Raw genomic sequence first — 17,410 nt, 5'->3', positions numbered from 1 at the left:
TTTGCACCCGGATGTGACTAAACCCGCCCTGGCACGTCTGGAACATTCAATATTAGCTATTAGTTTTGTACATCTACCTAAAAAAATATGCAAACGGACTTTAAATTTCCCACACCAGATTCTGTTAAAGAAAGCGCAGAAACTACACCGTTAGAAACGGAACAAAATGAATCTCAATCCCCTGGTTTTGATGCCAAAAATCCGCCTAAACAAGCCTTAATCGATACTTGTGTTCACTGCGGATTTTGCCTCTCTACTTGCCCCAGTTACCGAGTGATTGGCAAAGAAATGGATTCGCCGAGGGGACGGATTTATTTGATGGATGCGATTAACAACGGTGAAGCACCATTAGCAGAGGCGACGACGCAACATTTTGATTCCTGTTTAGGCTGTTTGGCTTGTGTGACTACCTGTCCCTCTGGGGTACAGTATGATAAGTTAATTTCAGCGACACGGCATCAGGTAGAACGAAATCAGCCTCGGAGTTTATCTGATCGGATGATTAGAGCGCTAATCTTTAATCTGTTTCCTTATCCGAGACGCCTGCGCCCCTTCCTGGCGCCACTTTATCTGTATCAAAAATTGGGTTTACAGAAGCTAGTCCAGTCTACGGGGTTGCTAAAGCAGATATTCCCCCGTTTAGCGGCAATGGATTCAATTTTACCGCAAATTACTTTAAAGTCCTTTCAGGATAACTTCCCTGATGTGATTCCAGCGCAAGGGGAAACGCGGTATCGAGTGGGTGTGATTTTGGGGTGTGTACAGCGGCTATTTTTCTCTCCGGTTAATGAAGCGACGGTGCGGGTATTAACGGCGAATGGCTGTGAAGTTGTGATTCCCAAAACTCAAGGGTGTTGTGCTGCATTACCCGAACATCAGGGACAAACAGAACAAGCCCAAGCCTTGGCGCGGCAAATGATAGATAGTTTTGAGGGGACGGGTGTTGATTATGTGATTATAAATGCCGCAGGCTGTGGTCATACGTTGAAGGAATATGGGCATATTTTAGAAGATGATCCGGCGTATCGCCAGAAGGCGCAAGACTTTGCGGGGAAGGTGAGAGACGTGCAGCAATTTTTAGCTGAGGTAGGGTTGACGGCTAAATTGTCACCTCTGACAGATAAGCCTTTGACAATGGTGTATCAGGATGCTTGTCATTTGTTGCATGGGCAAAAGATTTCCGTACAACCGCGTCAGTTATTGCGGAAAATTCCGGGGGTAACATTACGCGAACCCATCGATGCGGCGCTGTGTTGTGGTAGTGCGGGGGTTTATAATATGCTGCAACCGGAAGTAGCCGATGAGTTGGGACAGCAAAAGGTTGAGAATTTGTTGAATACTGGGGCGGAGTTAATTGCGTCATCGAATCCGGGGTGTTCGCTGCAAATTAAGAAGCATTTAAACTTGCAGGAGAAGGAGATGCTTTTGATGCATCCGATGGAGTTGTTGGATTATTCCATTCGGGGGGAAAAGTTGGAAATTGGTGATAGGTGATGGGGGAAACGGGAATCGAAGTAGGGGCGCACCGACGTCATTGGTGTCAACTTAAGCGCTAAAAGCAGGGGTTGTTCCAGACGTGCCATGGCACGTCTGGGAGCTGGGGGAGCATTAGCGTGTAGGATGGTATACAGCATTTTCTACAATGCTGTAGCAGGATGTCATTAATGCCATACCTCACTCAAACCCAAGATATTGACCGTGCGATCGCAAGCTGCACTCAAGCCTCTATCCTATGGTTAGATACGGAAGTCGCTGACTACAAAACCGATACGCCCCAATTGTCTTTAATTCAAGTCTTGGCGGATGGGAATGAGTTCACGGGTGAGTGTGTCTCGATTCTCGATGTGCTATACCAGCCAGAACTCGCCGATGAGTTTATAGCTAAAATTATGTACAATCCGGCGATTGAGAAAGTCTTTCACAACGCCAGCTATGACCGGAAATTTTTGGGTAAACGCAAGGCAAAAAATGTCACCTGTACCCTAGAACTGGCGAAAACGATTCCCTACTATCGCCTCCCTGTCCCCAATCATCAGCTTAAAACTTTAACTGAATATTTTGGGATATGTCCCCATGTGGATAAAACGGAACAAACGGGTGACTGGAGGAAACGTCCCCTCTCACCCCGCCAACTCGATTACGCGGCTAAGGATGTCGTCTATATGGCTCAGGTTCACCGTCATTTGTTAGAGCTGGCTCAACCTGACCCCGCCACGGAAGATATTGAAGCCCTAACCCTACGATATCGACAAATCGAGCATCGCTGGAAGCAACTGGATACGGAAATTCAACAAATTAAGGAACGGCTGAAAGCGGCGATGCAGGCGCAAAAGGTGCAAAACGTCAATGGCTTTCGCTTATCCAGTCAAAATCGCACCAGCAAAAAAGTAGCCTTTCATCAATTGGCACAAGTGACCCAAAAACTGGGTATTGAGTTAGATTTATCGGTACAATTGACTAAATCTCTACAAGAGAAGTTAGGGGAGGTCATGGAGGAATTACCTGTAGAAGAAGAGAATAATAAGATTTGGCGACTCTCGATTACTCCACCGGAGGATGAAGACTTGCCATTTTGATTGCCATGTTTATAGAGGCTGCAAAAGCACGTCTGGCAGATGACTTTCTAGGTAGCGGTACTAGAGGACTCGGATCAATCCGTGGCTTACCCCATAAATTAAACGGGTAATAGCATCTTCAGCCTCAGGACTCAATGCATCTTCTAACGGCGCTGTCATTAACTCATACCACTCCGAAAAGCTAATTTGTCCCGTTTGCATGGTTTCGGCAAATAATAAGGCTAAATGAGATGAGCTGTGACTGACATACCGCCATTGTATTTTTTCTGCTACTATCATAAAATTACCGAAATCTAAAAATATTCTTAACTTACACCAAGATTTTAATCAAAAATTTAGATTTTGTCTCTAAAAATGGGGAACAAAGCCTAAATTTTTGAGTAAATAATTGTAACAATCACAGAAATTTTGTGGCTGAGGGTTCGACGACTGAACCGATGTTCGAGAAACGAATACCCGGTTGTGTTCAAACGCTAAAGCGATCGCGCAAGAAGCAGCTTATACTATCGTTGACGACCCTGGCTGACCTGACTTGGGCTAAAAACGATGACCATCGAATTATTACGCCATTTTTATCGGGCGACTGATCCGGGGAAACCTCTGTTGGCTCAAGACCCAGAGGATCAGAAGCTTTATATCGATTTCTCGGAAGTACGCGGCGGTAAGATTATTGAGGAGCTTAAGGGTAATATTACCTTCTTCTCGCCCGATAGTCCCACCTGTTCCCTATTTACCGGACATATTGGCTGTGGGAAGTCCACCGAGTTATTGCGACTCAAGCTGGAATTGGAACAAGAGGGTTTCCATCTGGTGTATTTTGAGTCCTCCCAAGACTTGGAAATGGCGGATGTTGATATTGGTGAAGTGCTACTCGCGATCGCACGCCAGGTTAGTCAAAGTTTAACCGATATTGCCCTGGTTGAACCCAGGAGGTTGAAAGAGTTTCTGGCTGGGGCATTGGAGGTGTTAAACTCTGAGGTGACAGGGATAAAGTTGAATATTCCGGGACTGAAGCTACTGGGGGACTCTCTGGGGGATGTGGGGATGGCGTCAGACGCCGATAAATTTTCCCTCTATTTTAGCATTGGCGAAATTACCACCCGCACCAAAAGTGATGCGAGACTGCGAGAACGACTAAATCGGTATCTTGGACCACAGAAAAATCAACTCGTGGATGCGATAAATCAGGAATTAATTGAACCTGCGATCGCATCCCTAAAAGCCATCGGTAAAAATGGACTCGTGGTCATCGTGGATAACCTTGACCGCCTGGATAGTCACCCCAAAGACTGGGGGCGTCCGCAACCGGAATATTTGTTTGTAGACCAAGGAGACTGTTTAAATCGGCTCCATTGTCATGTTATTTATACCATGCCTTTAGGACTGAAATTTTCCGACGAATATGGGAATCTTACCCAGCGCTTTACCGATGAACCCAAAGTATTACCCATGGTGTCGGTGAAGTTACCCGATGGTGGGGTTTGTGAGACGGGGATGAACCTATTGCGCCAGATGGTTTTAGCCCGGGCTTTTCCCAACCTGAATGAATCAGAACGCCTAGAGAAAATTCCCGAACTCTTTGATAGTCCACAAACCCTTGACCGCCTTTGTGCGATTAGTGGGGGACATGTGCGCGATGTCCTGCGCTTATTGAATGGGTGGATTCGCAAGCATAAGAAACTACCCCTATTGCGGGAGACACTAGAAGCGGTGATTCGTTCCCGGCGTAACGAAATGATGATGACGGTATCAGACGCCGATTGGGAATTATTGCGCCAGGTGAGACAAAGCCAAAAAGTGAGTGGGGCGGATGGATATGAGAAGTTGATTAATAGTCGATTAGTGTTTGAATATCGGCAAGATGAGGAATCCTGGTTTGATATCAATCCCCTTTTGGCAGAAGCGAAGGAGATGCAGGATTAGTCCTTTGTCCTTTGGGGATTGTGTAGGGGCGGGTTTTACTATTATCGTTTCTTTTTGACCCAGATGTGACTAAACCCTCCCCTTATCGACCCCACCCTAACCCTACCCTTATCAAGGGGAGGGAACCGGGAGGAAACCAGGTTTGTAGGGGCGGGTTTTACTATTATCGTTTCTCTTTGACCTGAATGTGACTAAACCCGCCCCGACCCTAACAATTGATGCTAATATTTGTTCAAAACCGACTGGCGTGGCACACCTAAAATTGTGGAATAGGTTGTAGGTTGGGAAAACGCAAGGAAACCTAACAGAATCTAGGGCTCGCATCCCTTACTACAAGCCAAATCTAATCCGTTAAAATAATACAATTCCCCACTCCCTCCTATCTCTTGCCTATTGCCCAACGCCCTAATCATGGTTAACCACCAACAACCCGAAGACATTATCGCCCACAACCAGAACGAACTCGACGAACTCGCCTGGTCAATCGAGATGTCTCTGGGACAATTTCGGCTCTATTTCGCCCGATGTAATTATATCCGGTTGCGATCGCGTCTCATCAAACAGCTACAGGCTTTAACCTCCGTACAGATACGGGTGGTAGAAATTAAGGCATCAGAACGGACACTCTATGCTCGCATCCAGGCGGAATTAGGCGACGAGAAACCCGACGCGGCGATGGTACTGGGGTTGGAGGCGGTGGGAAATAGCCGACAGCTTTTGAGTGCAACGAATCAGGTGCGGGAGGAGTTTCGCAAACATTTTTCCTTTCCCTTGGTACTGTGGATTAATGACCAAGGATTAAAGGATTTCTTGACTTATGCCCCAGATTTTGAAAGTTGGGGAATTAGTTCCCATTTTTTGATGCCTAGGCAGGAATTAATTGCGGTTTTAAAGGAAAATGTCGATAAGTTTTTTGCCGGGAGTTTACTCCTAAGTTTAGACCAATGTCGGGAAATTCACCAAGCGACGCAGGAATTGCCAGAGGCGGATTATCAAGGGAATTCAGAATTAGCCGCTACCGTGGAAACCTTACGCGGTGCGATTCAGGCGGGTCATCCAGTTAACCGAAATTTAGACCGGGCGTTAATCTATTATCAAAATAGTGCCGCCCTTTGGCAAGATTGTAATCAGGTAGAACGCCAGGGGAAACTGTTGCAGGAATTAGCAATCGGCTATTCCTTAAAAGCCGCGTCCATCGATGAGATAGAACATCCCGATTGGCAAACGGCGCGGCAGTATGTACAGCAATGTTTAGCCGTCTTTGCCGCCGCCCAACGTCCCGATTTAGTCGCCAATTCCCTCTCCAGTTTAGGGCATATTCTGAAACGGTTGGGGGAGTGGCAGGAATTACAACAGTGGGCAGAACAAGCAGTTGCTTACCACAAAAAAGCCAATCTGTCCAATAAATTAGCCGAAGATTATGGCTTATTAGCCCAAGTCGCCCTGGCACAAGCCAACTGGCAGAAGGCGCAGGACTTGGCGCAGCAGGCTTTGGACTGTTTAGCGGTAAGTTCAAGGGAGACTGACACCCCCTGGCAGATGGCATACGCCGAGAGTCAGTATCGATTCACCTTAGCGCAGGCGTATTCTCAGCTAAATCAACCTCAAGCGGCGATTGAGAACTTAGAACGCGCCCAAACCATGGGCAGTCCGGAGTATGACACATCCCTTTATCTGGACATTCTTAGTCAGTTGCAGCAGAGTTATTTTCAGCAACAGCACTATGTTCAAGCTTTTGAGATTAAACTGAAGCGACAATCGATAGAACAGCAGTATGGGTTTCGGGCATTTGTCGGCGCGGCGTGGATACAGCCCCAAAGACAGGCAAAGATAGCACCCACAGCGGTAACTCCAGCCGATTCTCAGCCGGGAGTCGGGGAAATGATAGCCCCAGAAATTGCCGCATCGGGGCGTCAGTTGGATGTGGAACGGTTAATTGAGCGGATTGGGCGGCATGATTGTAAGTTAATTGTGATTCATGGGCAATCTGGTGTGGGTAAGAGTTCTCTGGTGCAGGGGGGATTAGTGCCAGCCTTGAAGCAGAAGGTGATGGGTACGTCAGATACGTTACCAGTGACGATGCGGGCGTATTCCCATTGGCAAGAGGAATTGACACAGTTATTGGCAGAGGCGTTGGCAGATAGGGAAGCAGACGCATCATTCGTAGGGGAATTCGTAGGGGAATTCGTAGGGGCGAAGCATTTGCGCCCAGATGTCTCGGTTTTATGCCAAAATCCCAACGCAAATGCTTCGCCCAATCCCCATGACGAAGATGGGGGAGAAATTTCCCAATCCCCAATCCCATACCTACAGCACACAGAACGATTAAATCTGCGGACAGTGCTGATTTTTGACCAATTTGAAGAATTTTTCTTTGTCTATCCCGACGCCAGGGAACGGCGGCGCTTTTTCCAATTTATCGGAGAATGTCTGAAGATTTCCCCCGTCAAGGTAGTTCTCTCCCTGCGGGAGGATTATTTGCACTATTTATTAGAGTGCAATTACCTGGACAGCATGAAAGTGATTGGCAATGATATTCTCAGTCGGAATATCCTCTATCGGTTAGGGAATTTTTCCGCCGCCGATACTCAATCAATAATTCAACGGCTGACGGAACGGTCGAGTTTTCATCTAGAAGCGGCATTAATTGAAGCATTGGTGCAGGATTTAGCCGGGGATGTGGGGGAAGTGCGCCCGATTGAGTTGCAGGTGGTGGGGGCGCAACTGCAAACCGAGAAAATTACCCGATTAGCCGAATATCGCCAGTATGGGGAACAGGCGAAAGAAGTGTTAGTGCGGCGCTATTTAGATGAAGTCGTGGCAGATTGTGGGGAAGAGAATCAGCAGGCGGCGGAGTTGGTGCTGTATTTGTTGACGGATGAAAAGGGAACTCGCCCCCTGAAAACGCGGGCGGAAATTGAGCGGGATTTGCAGGCGTTGGCGGTGAATGTGAGGGCGGAGATGGGAGAATCGGATGAGGTTCAGACTTCTCCTCCCCGACACGAGGAGGGGATGGTGGGCATTGCCCACCCTACCACTGGTGCTTCCTTGGATTTGGTGTTACAAATATTCGTCAAATCTGGCTTAGTCTTACTATTACCGGAAAATCCTGAACAGCGGTATCAGTTAGTTCATGATTATTTAGCCGCGTTTATTCGCCAGCAGCAGGAACCGCGATTACAAGAACTAATCGCTGAATTGGAGAAGGAACGGAAACAGCGCCGACAAGCAGAAGCACAGCGTCAGTTAACCCAGGCAGAATTAGAACGCACCGAACAAGCGAGAGTGCGACTCAATCGCCAAGTACGCCGCGCCTTGGCAGGATTAGCGTTAACCGGAGTCATGGCGGGGGTGATTGTCGTATCTTTAGGCGGATGGGCAACCAAAACCGTGGGTGATGCGAAGTCTGAAGTTAGCGCGGCTGAAAACAAGATTAAGCAAGCTGAAACGAAAAGTAAACAAGCCGAAACCCAAGCAAATCAGGCAAAGAGACAAGTTAAACAAGCCCAGACGCAGTTAGGTACAGTTCAAACCCAGTTAAAACAAGCGGAAACCAAAACCCAAGCCGCCGAAGCCAAACAGAAAGAAGCAGAAGCCAAACGCCAAGCGGCACAGAAACAGGTGCAACAGGCACAGCGGCAAATGCAAGCGGCGAATCAAAACCTGAAAACCGCCCAGGCAAGGGTAAACCAGGCACAGCAGCAATATGAAGCCGCCAATCAAGCCGCTGAAACTGCCCGGAAGACTGTAGAAACGGCACGACGGGAACAAGCCCAATTACAGGAACAAGTGGAATTAGCCGAAACTGCCCTGCAAGACGCTGAAGCGGCGCAACAAGCAGCTAAAGCCGCCCAGGAAGCCGCGCAAATCGCTCAGAAAGAAGCCCAGGAGGGAACCCGACTGGAACGAGAGGGGACGAATGCTATCAAAGAATTTGAATATCAACCGCTCAATGCTTTAGTTTCTGCCATGGAAGCGGGACAAGAGTTACAGAAAATCGTTAAAAATCGCCCCCTGAAAGACTATCCCGCCACTAGCCCGCTGCTGGCGTTGCAGACGATTCTGGATAATATCCAGGAGCGAGTTCAGCTAAACGGGCATCAGAGTACTGTCTACAGCGCCAACTTTAGCCCGGATGGAGAGCGGATTGTCACTGCCTCTTCGGATAATACCGCCCGGGTTTGGGATAGAAAGGGCAACCTACTCACCGAACTCAAGGGGCATCAGAGTACTGTCTACAGCGCCAATTTTAGCCCCGATTGGATTAATATCGAGCAAGAAAAATCCCAACCCCAAAGTCAATTTGATTTCCGGGAGGATATCTTAGCAGAACGCCAAGACTGGATAGACTATTTAGAGAAAATAAAAGTCCAACGTCAAGGCTGGATTGAGGCGTTAAAAGATGGGGAGAATCCTTTCACGCGAGAGGAGTTAGAATCGCTGCGGAATGAGTGATTTATGGTGGTGCTGCGTAGGGGCACGATAATATCGTGCCCCTACCCTAAATGGCGTGTGTGCTTACAGCGTATTGCAAGTTGGTGAGGTACAGTGCGATCGCATTCATCATCGAATTCAGTGATAGGATTAGCCTCAGCATTGGAGGAGATTCTTCACTTCGCTTCGCTGCGTTCTCCAATGACAGGATGGGATTGGGTGTTGGGTTGAGGGGATGGGTTGCTGGAAGAGTGCGATCGCATTCATAATCCTATTGAGTGATTTTTGGGAATGCAAAAAAAACTCCCCTCTCCCCCGGTGGGAGAGGGGTTGGGGGAGAGGGGGTTGTGGCTTAAGTTGACACGACAGGTGCAGGGACAATAATATAACCCGTGTTGACATCACCCAATACCCAATTGCGCTCAATCCCCCAATACCACCAGTAAGCCGCAATATAGGCACAGATTAAACTATCCAATTTATCTTCTAAAGCTTTAAGCGTCACCCCCGTAAATCGTTCCGAAAAACTACCATTTAAACCATCAATCCCATCAAGTTTTGGTTCTAAACTTGGCAATACGTCCCTAATTAAATGATAAAGTTTTAATAATTCCCCTTGACGCTCTGCCAGTTTTCCTTTCTTATATTTCAGAATCCGATTTAATCCAAACAAATGCACGATCGCGGGATGGGGAAAGACCTCGATTTGATAGCGCCCCAGGGTTTTAGGCGTTATCTGGGGGGCGTGAATAAACCCCCGTGCTTCCAAACTCAAACCAAACTCTATCGTGCGTTGGGCAAAAGGGCGCTGGCGATTTGCCGGATAACACCCCCCGTGGTAGCGGTGAAAATACCGATGACTAAGTTTATCCGGGAGGCGCATTCCAGTGGCGTTGGGAATCAGCGTGGGGGCGTCTACGGCGATGATGGCAGGTTCAGTGGCGGCTGTCCAATCATTAATCCAATTCAGAATATCTGCTGTAGCTTGTTTACGATTTAATTCTAATAGCTGAAGCTGTCCATCTGACCAATTGAGGCAACATAAACCACTCGCACCCGAAGTCCAACCGAGGTCAATTCCGATAAATTTCATCTGTTCCCAATCAGGACTTACGCAATTTGAGGATTCAAACCCTATCCATACTGGTGGGGTGGGCAATGCCCACCCTACCACATATATTGCCAGACGATCGCGCCTTAATTCCCTGTACAGTATCAGAGATAGCGCAAACGTCTCCCTATGCTCAATTCCCTTTTCTCATTCAAAACCAATCGACCTTCCTACCGCCCCAGGTTTAACCCCAAACAACTGCTGCTGCTGTTGCTGCTGTTATTTGAAGCGCAATTCCTCACCCAGCCAACCCCAGTCACGGCTCAAACGGATGCACCGACAACGGTTGAACCCTCCCCAGATACGACAACACAAACCCTTTGTCCAGCCGATCTCAAAGCCTCCATCGACGCGATCGCAAATCGTCCAGAATTTAATTATGCCCGTTGGGGTATCCTGATCCAACCCCTATCCTCAGCCACACCCCTATACAGTCATGAACGCGATCGCTATTTTATCCCCGCCTCTAATCTCAAATTATTCACCACAGCCGCCGCTTTATCCCAACTCGGTGCTGATTTTCGCATTCGCACCTCTGTTTATGGCACCAATTCAGATGGAATGATCAGCCAATTACGAGTCATTGGGCGAGGTGATCCTAGTTTAAGTACTGATCAGTTAAAAAACTTAGCCCAACAGCTTCAGCGTCAGGGAATTCGGCGCGTGGATCAACTGATTGTCGAAGATCGTTATTTTAGTGAACCCACGGTTAACCCAACCTGGGAATGGTCAGATGTTCAATTTTATTATGGGACTGCCGTCAATAGTTTAATTCTCAATGAAAATGCCGCCTTACTAACCCTATCTACCCAAAAAATAGGACAACCTTTGAACGTTACTTGGGCTGATCCCATTGCTGCAAAACAATGGCAGATCGAAAATCAAACCCTTACTGCTGAAGCCGAATCACCGGAATCAGTTAACATTTCTGGGGTGCTGGGTAAACCTGTATTGCGAATTCGGGGTCAATTAGCAGCGGATGCAGGACTTTGGTTAACGGCGGTGGCAATTCCTGATCCGGCTGACTATTTTCTGGAGCATTTCCGTCTGGCGTTAGCGGATGCAGGAATTCAGGTGGAACAAGCCTCTGTTACGACTGATCCCAATGTCCAGAGGGGAACTGAACTAGCCGCCGTGGAATCTCCTCCCCTGAGTGAACTGATCACCGAAACCAATCAGCAAAGTAATAATCTTTATGCGGAAGCTTTATTGCGATCGCTAGGTGTGACTGACAAAGAGGCGGATGAGTCAACGGCTAAGGCGGGACGGGAACAGATTAGAGATATTTTAACAGAATTAGGGGTTGAACCGGAAACATACATCCTTGCTGATGGTTCAGGATTGTCTCGCCACAATCTAGTTAGTCCCACGGCTATAGTACAAATCTTACAGGCGATCGCACGAACTCCGATGGCACAATCCTATCGAAACTCCTTAGCTGTGGCTGGGGTGGAGGGGACGCTACGACAGCGTTTTGAGAATACCCCAGCCCAAGGTCGAGTTTATGCCAAAACCGGAACCATGACTGGCGTGTCAGCGCTTTCTGGCTATGTGGAAGTTCCCGATTATCAACCGTTGGCGTTTAGTATTATGGTGAATCAATCCAATCAATCGGTGAGTACTATCCGTCAGGCGATTGATGAGATCGTGGTTTTGCTGACGCGGCTACGTTCTTGTTAAGTTGGTCATAGATTTATGCTAGCCGCAAAAACTGGTAGAGACGTTGCCTGCAACGTCTCTACCATCTTCCCTATAATTAACCAAAGGCGGGTTGAGTCTAGTGATCAGTTTTTCCCAAACGTTATCGGCAAAACCCACCCCACTTGAATGAAAATGGGGGGGGAAACCTTCGACAACCCTGTCCTAATAACCCGTCTCTTCCTCGTATTCTGGGGTTTTAGTCTTTTCAGGAATGTTAAGGGGCGGTGCTTGATAGGGTTCGCGCTCTACATTATCGTCCCAAGCATCACCTTCTACCTCATAATCGGCGTACTCATCTTTAGAGTTTTGGTCATAAGGTTCAGATTCGGCATAAATGGGTTCTTCATAACGACGCGCTGATTGAGAAGAATCTTCCCATTCATCCCCCCAATTATCTTCTTCGAGTTGGGCTTCGGCATAGATTGGTTCTGCCCGTTGTTGGCGTATCGGCTCAGGCTCTGGCTCTTGCCAATCCTCATCCCACCGTTCCTCGACGGGTGTAGCCGTCTGGATGGGTTGAGCAATCGGGGTGCGAACGGGTATTCCTGTCCCCAATTGATTTTCAGGTCGAGTGGTGGGCGCATAGTAGCCTTCCTCTTCTTCCCGTTCCCAAGGAGGATTGCCAATACCCATACGCTCTAGAATACCGACGGTTAGCTGAATCAACCGTTCTTGAGCGCCTTCAAAGACGATTAGGCGGTCCGGACCACTGCTGACGATTTCCTCAATTGGTAATTCATAAGTACTAATCACCTGATCAGGGATTTGGGGTAATCCCAACGAAGCAATAATCAGAGACGCCACCTTGCCATCTTCTACGCTAAACTTGAACCCTCGAACCCGACCTAAGAGTTCACCGGTTTCGGTAATCACTTCGCTGTTGATCAGCGTACTGTAGGCGTCAACATCAACATCCTCAATCACATCCTCATCCTCAACCAGGATGACATCGCCCACTTGTTGAATGCTGCTGAGGAGCATATACTGCGGCATTCCAGCCAGCGAGAGCAGGTTGTCTCGTAACCCTAATGCCACAACTTCGCGCCGATCAATATCTACTAGCAGCTCCTTAACGACACCTAGGCGCTTACCGTTACTGCGAGTAATCACCTGAGTGTTTAAAAAATCGGAGCGCTGACGAATTAGTTCAGTTGTCATTATGTCTTGCAATCCTGAATCTCAACTCCTGCTGGAATGGTTATCAATAGTATCAAGGCTAATAATCACATATAATCTACATCAGTCCCGTTTGGCAGACCCTAATTTCAATCCTAGGACTTGAGTATACGCTCCTCTTGCTTGGGTAACACCAATGGTGCGCTCGGCAGATTCAATCATAGGTCGGCGCAAACTAACAACGATAAATTGGGCAAGTTTAGCCTGTTGTTTGATCATTCTAGCTAATCGCTCGACATTTGCCCCATCGAGAAACATGTCAACTTCGTCAAAGGCATAGAAGGGAGACGGTCGATACCGTTGCAGGGCGAAAATAAAACTCAGAGCGGTGAGAGATTTTTCGCCGCCGGACATCGACGCCAATCGTTGCACCGGCTTGCCCTTGGGGTGAGCCACCAAGTTAAGTCCGCCGTTAAAGGGATCATCGGCGTCATCCAGTTGCAGATGCCCGTCACCCTCGGAGAGTTCGGCAAAAATTGTTTGGAAGTTTTGATTAATCGCATCAAAGGCTTCTTTGAATGCTCTCAATCGTAGGGTGGTAAAGTTTTCAACTCGCAGCAATAGCTCAGTTCGCTCCGCTTCTAGAGTTGCCAGTTTTTCAGACAGTTCCTGGAAACGGGCTTGGGTGCGATCGTACTCCTCCAAGGCTAGCATATTCACGGGTTCCATTGCCTCAAGTTGTTTTTGACCGTTACGGATATCCCGTTGCAGTGTCTCAAGTTGAGCGGTGAGTTGGGAAATTGTATAGGGGTTCTTTTCACTACTATCGTTTCCGTGACTCCTAGATGGAACTAAACCCGCCCCATCTGAATGTGGATTAACTCCCTCATCTTCCAGACGTTCCACGGTCACGTCTCTACTAGCTCCTTCATCTGTCTCATCCTCGACTACCTGCTCCTGATTTCCTTTCCCTACCATCAGGGGAACTTCTGGCAAAGGGTTGGGTAATTCAGCCTGTTGAATGTCGAGTTGAGTTTGCAGGGTACCCAGTTTTTCCTGCCTTGTCACCTGGGTTTCCTGGAGTTTTTGCCGTTGCCAAGACAGCTTTTGCTGGTTTAGGTGCTGGTTTCTGAGTATAGCCTCTGTGCGATCGCGTTCTTGTTTGGCTTCCCCTAAACGCTCCTCTAGCTGGATTAATCGGCTTTGGGTTTGAGTGATTTGGGCGTCAATTGCCTCAAGCTGACGATTAATCTCGGTTTGCTGTTGTTGAATCGATTGTTGTTGGGTTTGATATTCGGCAATCCGTTGATAACTTATCGCCAGCTTCTCGTTCGTGCGCTGATGCTGATTCTCTAAGGCTTGGAGCTGTTTTTCCGCCTCTCGCAGTGCCTGTTCGCGATCGCCTAATACTGCTTCCTGGGTTTTAATTTGACTCTGAATCTGTTGCCATTCCTGGGGGGTTTGCTCGGCTTCGAGTTGAGCCAGTTGTTGGCGTAAGGCTTGCAGTTGGCTTTCTTGGGCGGGTAGTTCCTGATTTAACTGGTGCAAACGTTCAGCCGCCGTCTGTCGTTCCTGGGTATTTTTGCTCAAGAGCGATCGCACTTGAGCTTGTTGCTCCGTCAGCGTCTGAATTTCTTTGCGGGATTGCTCTAGACGTAACTGCGTCTGGGAGCGGGTTTCCCTGGCTTGTGTCAGGGTTTGAGTCAGATTTTTTGCCGTTGCTGATTCCCGTTCTAGCCATTCGTCACAGCGCTTTAACATGGCTTCAATATCCTGGAGACGATCTCTCAATGCCATCATCTCCACCGAGTCACTGGTATCACTCGTACCAAAATGTAATCCAGAACGGTAGCTACTGCTCCCCCCAGTCATCGCCCCGCTACTTTCCAGGAGTTCTCCATCTAACGTGACAATCCGGCATTGACCCAAATAGGGACGCGCCGTACTCAGGGTTTCAAACACCACAGTCGAGCCAAACACATAAGCAAAAATCGTTTGGTATCGAGGCTCACAATCGATTAAATGCACCGCATAGTCAATAAACCCTTGAGCATGGCGCAGTGCCACAAGTGGGGAAAATCGGGGCGGCTGAATTTTATTTAAGGGTAAGAATGTAGCACGACCGGCGCGTTTTTGTTTGAGCAGTTCGATTCCTACCGCCGCCACCGCATCATCTTCGACTACGACATGACCCAAACGTCCACCCGCTGCTGTTTCCAGGGCAAGCTGGTAATCGGGTTCTACTCGACCAAGTTGGGCAACCAAGCCATGAACGCCGGGGATATCGGCTTGGAGGATAATTTTAGTGGCATAGGTGCCTTGAGCTTCTTGCTGTGCTTGTGCTTGGGCTTCTAGCTTATCCAGTTGACGCTGTTTGTCCCGTTGTTCTGACAGGAGGCGGGTTTGGGTTTGCCGTTGAGTTTGTTGTTCTTGTTCGGTAGCAGCTAGGGTGTGGGCAAGGGTTTGAATCTGTTGCGATACGGCGTTCAATTGCCCTGCTAATTCTGCCGCTTGTGTTTGAAGGCTGGTAAGTTCTGGGGCGATGCGTTCTAAAAGCTGAGTTTGTTCGTCACTTTGGCGGCTGAGTTGGTTATGACGTTCTTGGAGTTGGGCTTGTTCGGTGCGCTGGGGATTCAGGGTTTGCAGCAGGGTTTCAATTTGGCGGGTGAGGGTGTTTTGTTGCTGTACCCAAGCTTCTGAAGCCGACGCGATCGCATCCCCTTGTTCTCGGCTAGCGTTCAGGGCGGTTTGAGCCACATCCCGTTCTTGGCGGCGTGAGGCGATAATTTGGGTGTCTAGATGGTGTCGTTGAGCCTGAAGCTGTTGCAGGCTTTGTTCCTGTTGCTGGATCTCAGTCTGAGTGGTTTGTTGATGCGCCTCTGTATCTGCCAGGTTTTGTGTTAATTCTTGTTGGCGTTGTTGTAACTGGCGGCGTTCAGCGTCAAGGCTGGCTAGGGTAGCGGATACCGCGACTTGTTCCTCTTCGCCTAAGGCTTTCACACGGGCGTTGAGGGTTTCAAGTTGAGTGGTTCCTTGGACAATTTCGGTTTCTAGGGTGGTGAGTTGGTGAGTAAACTGGCGTTCGTCTTGTTCTGCTTTCTCAATCAGAGTCTTCAGGTGAGCCACCTGTATTGTCAGCAATCGCCATTTGAGAACGACTTCCCACTGTTGTTTTTCCTGAAGTTGAGCCCGCAGCGTTTGGTATTTCTGTGCCTTAATCCGATCCGCCGCTAAGCGATCGCGTTGGGTGATCAGTTCTTTTTCAATAATCCGACAGCGATCTTCCCGTTCTTTAACTTCATTCAGGGTATCTTTCGTCTGGGTAATTTTGCGGTCAAATGCGGCGACTCCGGCTAATTCATCAATAATCTGCCGTCGTTCTCGCGAATTCATGGAGATGATCCCAGTGACATCCCCTTGCAAAACCACATTGTAGCCTTCGGGATAAACTCGCAGGCGGTTGAGCATCTCGTGCAGTTGAGTCAGCGTGCAGGGTTCACCGTTGATATAGTAGGTTGAGGTGTAGGTGTTTTGCTTGGTCACCCGTAGCCGCCGTGTCACGCTCCATTCTGTTGATTGAGGAGTTGGGGGTTGGGAGTTGGGATTGTCTTGTTCGTCTGATTCTTCAGATTCCTCTGTTTCTTGTGCTTCCTCATCTGCTGCTGATTTCGAGTTTTCCGCCATCTGTTGTGCAACTAGAAAATCGGGTGCGTCAGATAGGTCAAATGTAACCGTAACCCTGGCTTCAACCGTACTCCGCCGCTCTTTATTATGGTTAACCAAATCAGGAAGACGTTCAGCCCGCATTCCCTTGGAACTGGATAGCCCTAGACAAAAGAGGAGGGCATCAAGGATATTGGATTTTCCTGACCCATTGGGTCCTGAAACCACAGTAAATCCAGGCAGCATCGGAATTTGAGTCGTGCCGCCAAAAGATTTAAAGTTAGTGAGTTCTAGGCGCTTGACATGCACCATAGGCGTGGGTCAGTTCAGGTTCGTTGTGTGGTACGAGTGTATCAAGTGAACAGTGAACAGTAAACAGTTATCAGTGAACAGTGAACAGTTATCAGGGAGTGGATATGAAGAGTATTGCATACCAGAAAGCGTATCAATTTGCTATTCGGGTTGTTAAAGCTTACCAATATCTCACTGAAAACAAGAAAGAGTTTATTTTGTCAAAACAGTTAATTAGAAGTGGAACTTCGATTGGTGCGAACCTCGCTGAAGCCAATGGTGCTATATCTACAGCAGATTTTTCTGCTAAAGTATCAATAGCCTATAAAGAGTGCCTAGAAACCAAATATTGGCTATCTCTGTTGAAAGATACAGGATACATTGCGGAAAAAACCTTCAATAGCATACACGCCGACGCTGACGAGATAGGCAAAATCCTCTTCTCAATTCTCAAAACAACCCGACTCTCTGACAACTGATAACTGACAGCTGATAACTGATAACTGACAACTGATAACTGTAGACTTGTGATCCAAAACACTCTCAAGGCAGATCTGAGTCTCACAGAGGGCGTACTCTGGGTCAAAATACTGAT

11 protein-coding genes are annotated in these 17,410 nt (G+C 48.1%); 7 read left to right on the top strand and 4 right to left on the bottom strand.

Annotation, left to right across the window (positions count from 1 at the left end; all coding sequences use genetic code 11):
- The first annotated feature begins 87 nt into the window (after positions 1–87).
- Together RID09_RS22160 and RID09_RS22155 are read left to right on the top strand one after the other, a co-directional pair.
- Complete coding sequence (locus RID09_RS22160; RefSeq protein ID WP_446338081.1) at positions 88–1,494, top strand: (Fe-S)-binding protein; 1,407 nt, start codon at positions 88–90, stop codon at positions 1,492–1,494.
- Positions 1,495–1,664: 170 nt separating this feature from the next.
- Positions 1,665–2,576: a ribonuclease D gene (locus tag RID09_RS22155; RefSeq protein WP_446338080.1), complete on the top strand. Its 912-nt coding sequence runs from the start codon at positions 1,665–1,667 to the stop codon at positions 2,574–2,576.
- A gap of 60 nt (positions 2,577–2,636) precedes the next feature.
- Here RID09_RS22155 and RID09_RS22150 read toward each other — a convergent pair whose 3' ends face one another.
- Positions 2,637–2,855: a hypothetical protein gene (locus RID09_RS22150; RefSeq protein ID WP_446338079.1), complete on the bottom strand. Its 219-nt coding sequence runs from the start codon at positions 2,853–2,855 to the stop codon at positions 2,637–2,639.
- 131 nt (positions 2,856–2,986) lie between these two features.
- Between RID09_RS22150 and RID09_RS22145 the strand changes: the two genes are divergently transcribed.
- From RID09_RS22145 to RID09_RS22135, 3 genes are all read left to right on the top strand, one after another.
- Positions 2,987–3,163, top strand: coding sequence for a hypothetical protein (locus tag RID09_RS22145; protein WP_446338078.1), 177 nt, complete (start codon positions 2,987–2,989; stop codon positions 3,161–3,163).
- Positions 3,123–4,499, top strand: a complete 1,377-nt coding sequence (locus RID09_RS22140) for an ATP-binding protein (RefSeq protein ID WP_446338077.1) — start codon at positions 3,123–3,125, stop codon at positions 4,497–4,499. The genes RID09_RS22145 and RID09_RS22140 overlap by 41 nt, the downstream gene beginning before the upstream one ends.
- 411 nt (positions 4,500–4,910) lie before the next feature.
- On the top strand, positions 4,911–8,954 hold the full coding sequence (locus RID09_RS22135; RefSeq protein WP_446338076.1) for an nSTAND1 domain-containing NTPase: 4,044 nt from the start codon (positions 4,911–4,913) through the stop codon (positions 8,952–8,954).
- A 331-nt stretch (positions 8,955–9,285) separates the two neighbouring features.
- Here the strand turns inward: RID09_RS22135 and RID09_RS22130 are convergent, their stop codons facing one another.
- Entirely contained in the window at positions 9,286–10,026 is a 741-nt protein-coding gene (locus RID09_RS22130) for a DUF429 domain-containing protein (RefSeq protein WP_446338075.1), read from the bottom strand.
- A gap of 147 nt (positions 10,027–10,173) precedes the next feature.
- On the opposite strand from RID09_RS22130, the gene dacB reads away from it, so the two are divergent.
- Positions 10,174–11,724 (top strand): D-alanyl-D-alanine carboxypeptidase/D-alanyl-D-alanine endopeptidase, encoded by a 1,551-nt coding sequence (gene dacB / locus RID09_RS22125; protein WP_446338074.1) that lies wholly within the window; start codon positions 10,174–10,176, stop codon positions 11,722–11,724.
- Between the two features lie 183 nt (positions 11,725–11,907).
- Here the strand turns inward: dacB and RID09_RS22120 are convergent, their stop codons facing one another.
- Positions 11,908–12,903 carry a PRC-barrel domain-containing protein gene (locus tag RID09_RS22120; RefSeq protein WP_446338073.1) on the bottom strand — a complete coding sequence of 332 codons (996 nt, stop codon included), beginning with the start codon at positions 12,901–12,903 and terminating at the stop codon, positions 11,908–11,910.
- 81 nt (positions 12,904–12,984) lie between these two features.
- A complete protein-coding gene (gene smc / locus RID09_RS22115; RefSeq protein WP_446338072.1) occupies positions 12,985–16,836 on the bottom strand; it encodes a chromosome segregation protein SMC in 3,852 nt (1,283 codons plus the stop codon).
- A gap of 104 nt (positions 16,837–16,940) precedes the next feature.
- Here smc and RID09_RS22110 point away from each other — a divergent pair, with 104 nt between their 5' ends.
- On the top strand, positions 16,941–17,294 hold the full coding sequence (locus tag RID09_RS22110; protein ID WP_446338071.1) for a four helix bundle protein: 354 nt from the start codon (positions 16,941–16,943) through the stop codon (positions 17,292–17,294).
- Positions 17,295–17,410: the final 116 nt, after the last annotated feature.

The organism is Coleofasciculus sp. G1-WW12-02 (assembly GCF_040219735.1).
Taxonomy (GTDB): domain Bacteria; phylum Cyanobacteriota; class Cyanobacteriia; order Cyanobacteriales; family Coleofasciculaceae; genus Coleofasciculus.
The sequence above is the reverse complement of the archived record's forward strand: the minus strand, read 5'-3'. Positions and strand labels throughout refer to the sequence as shown.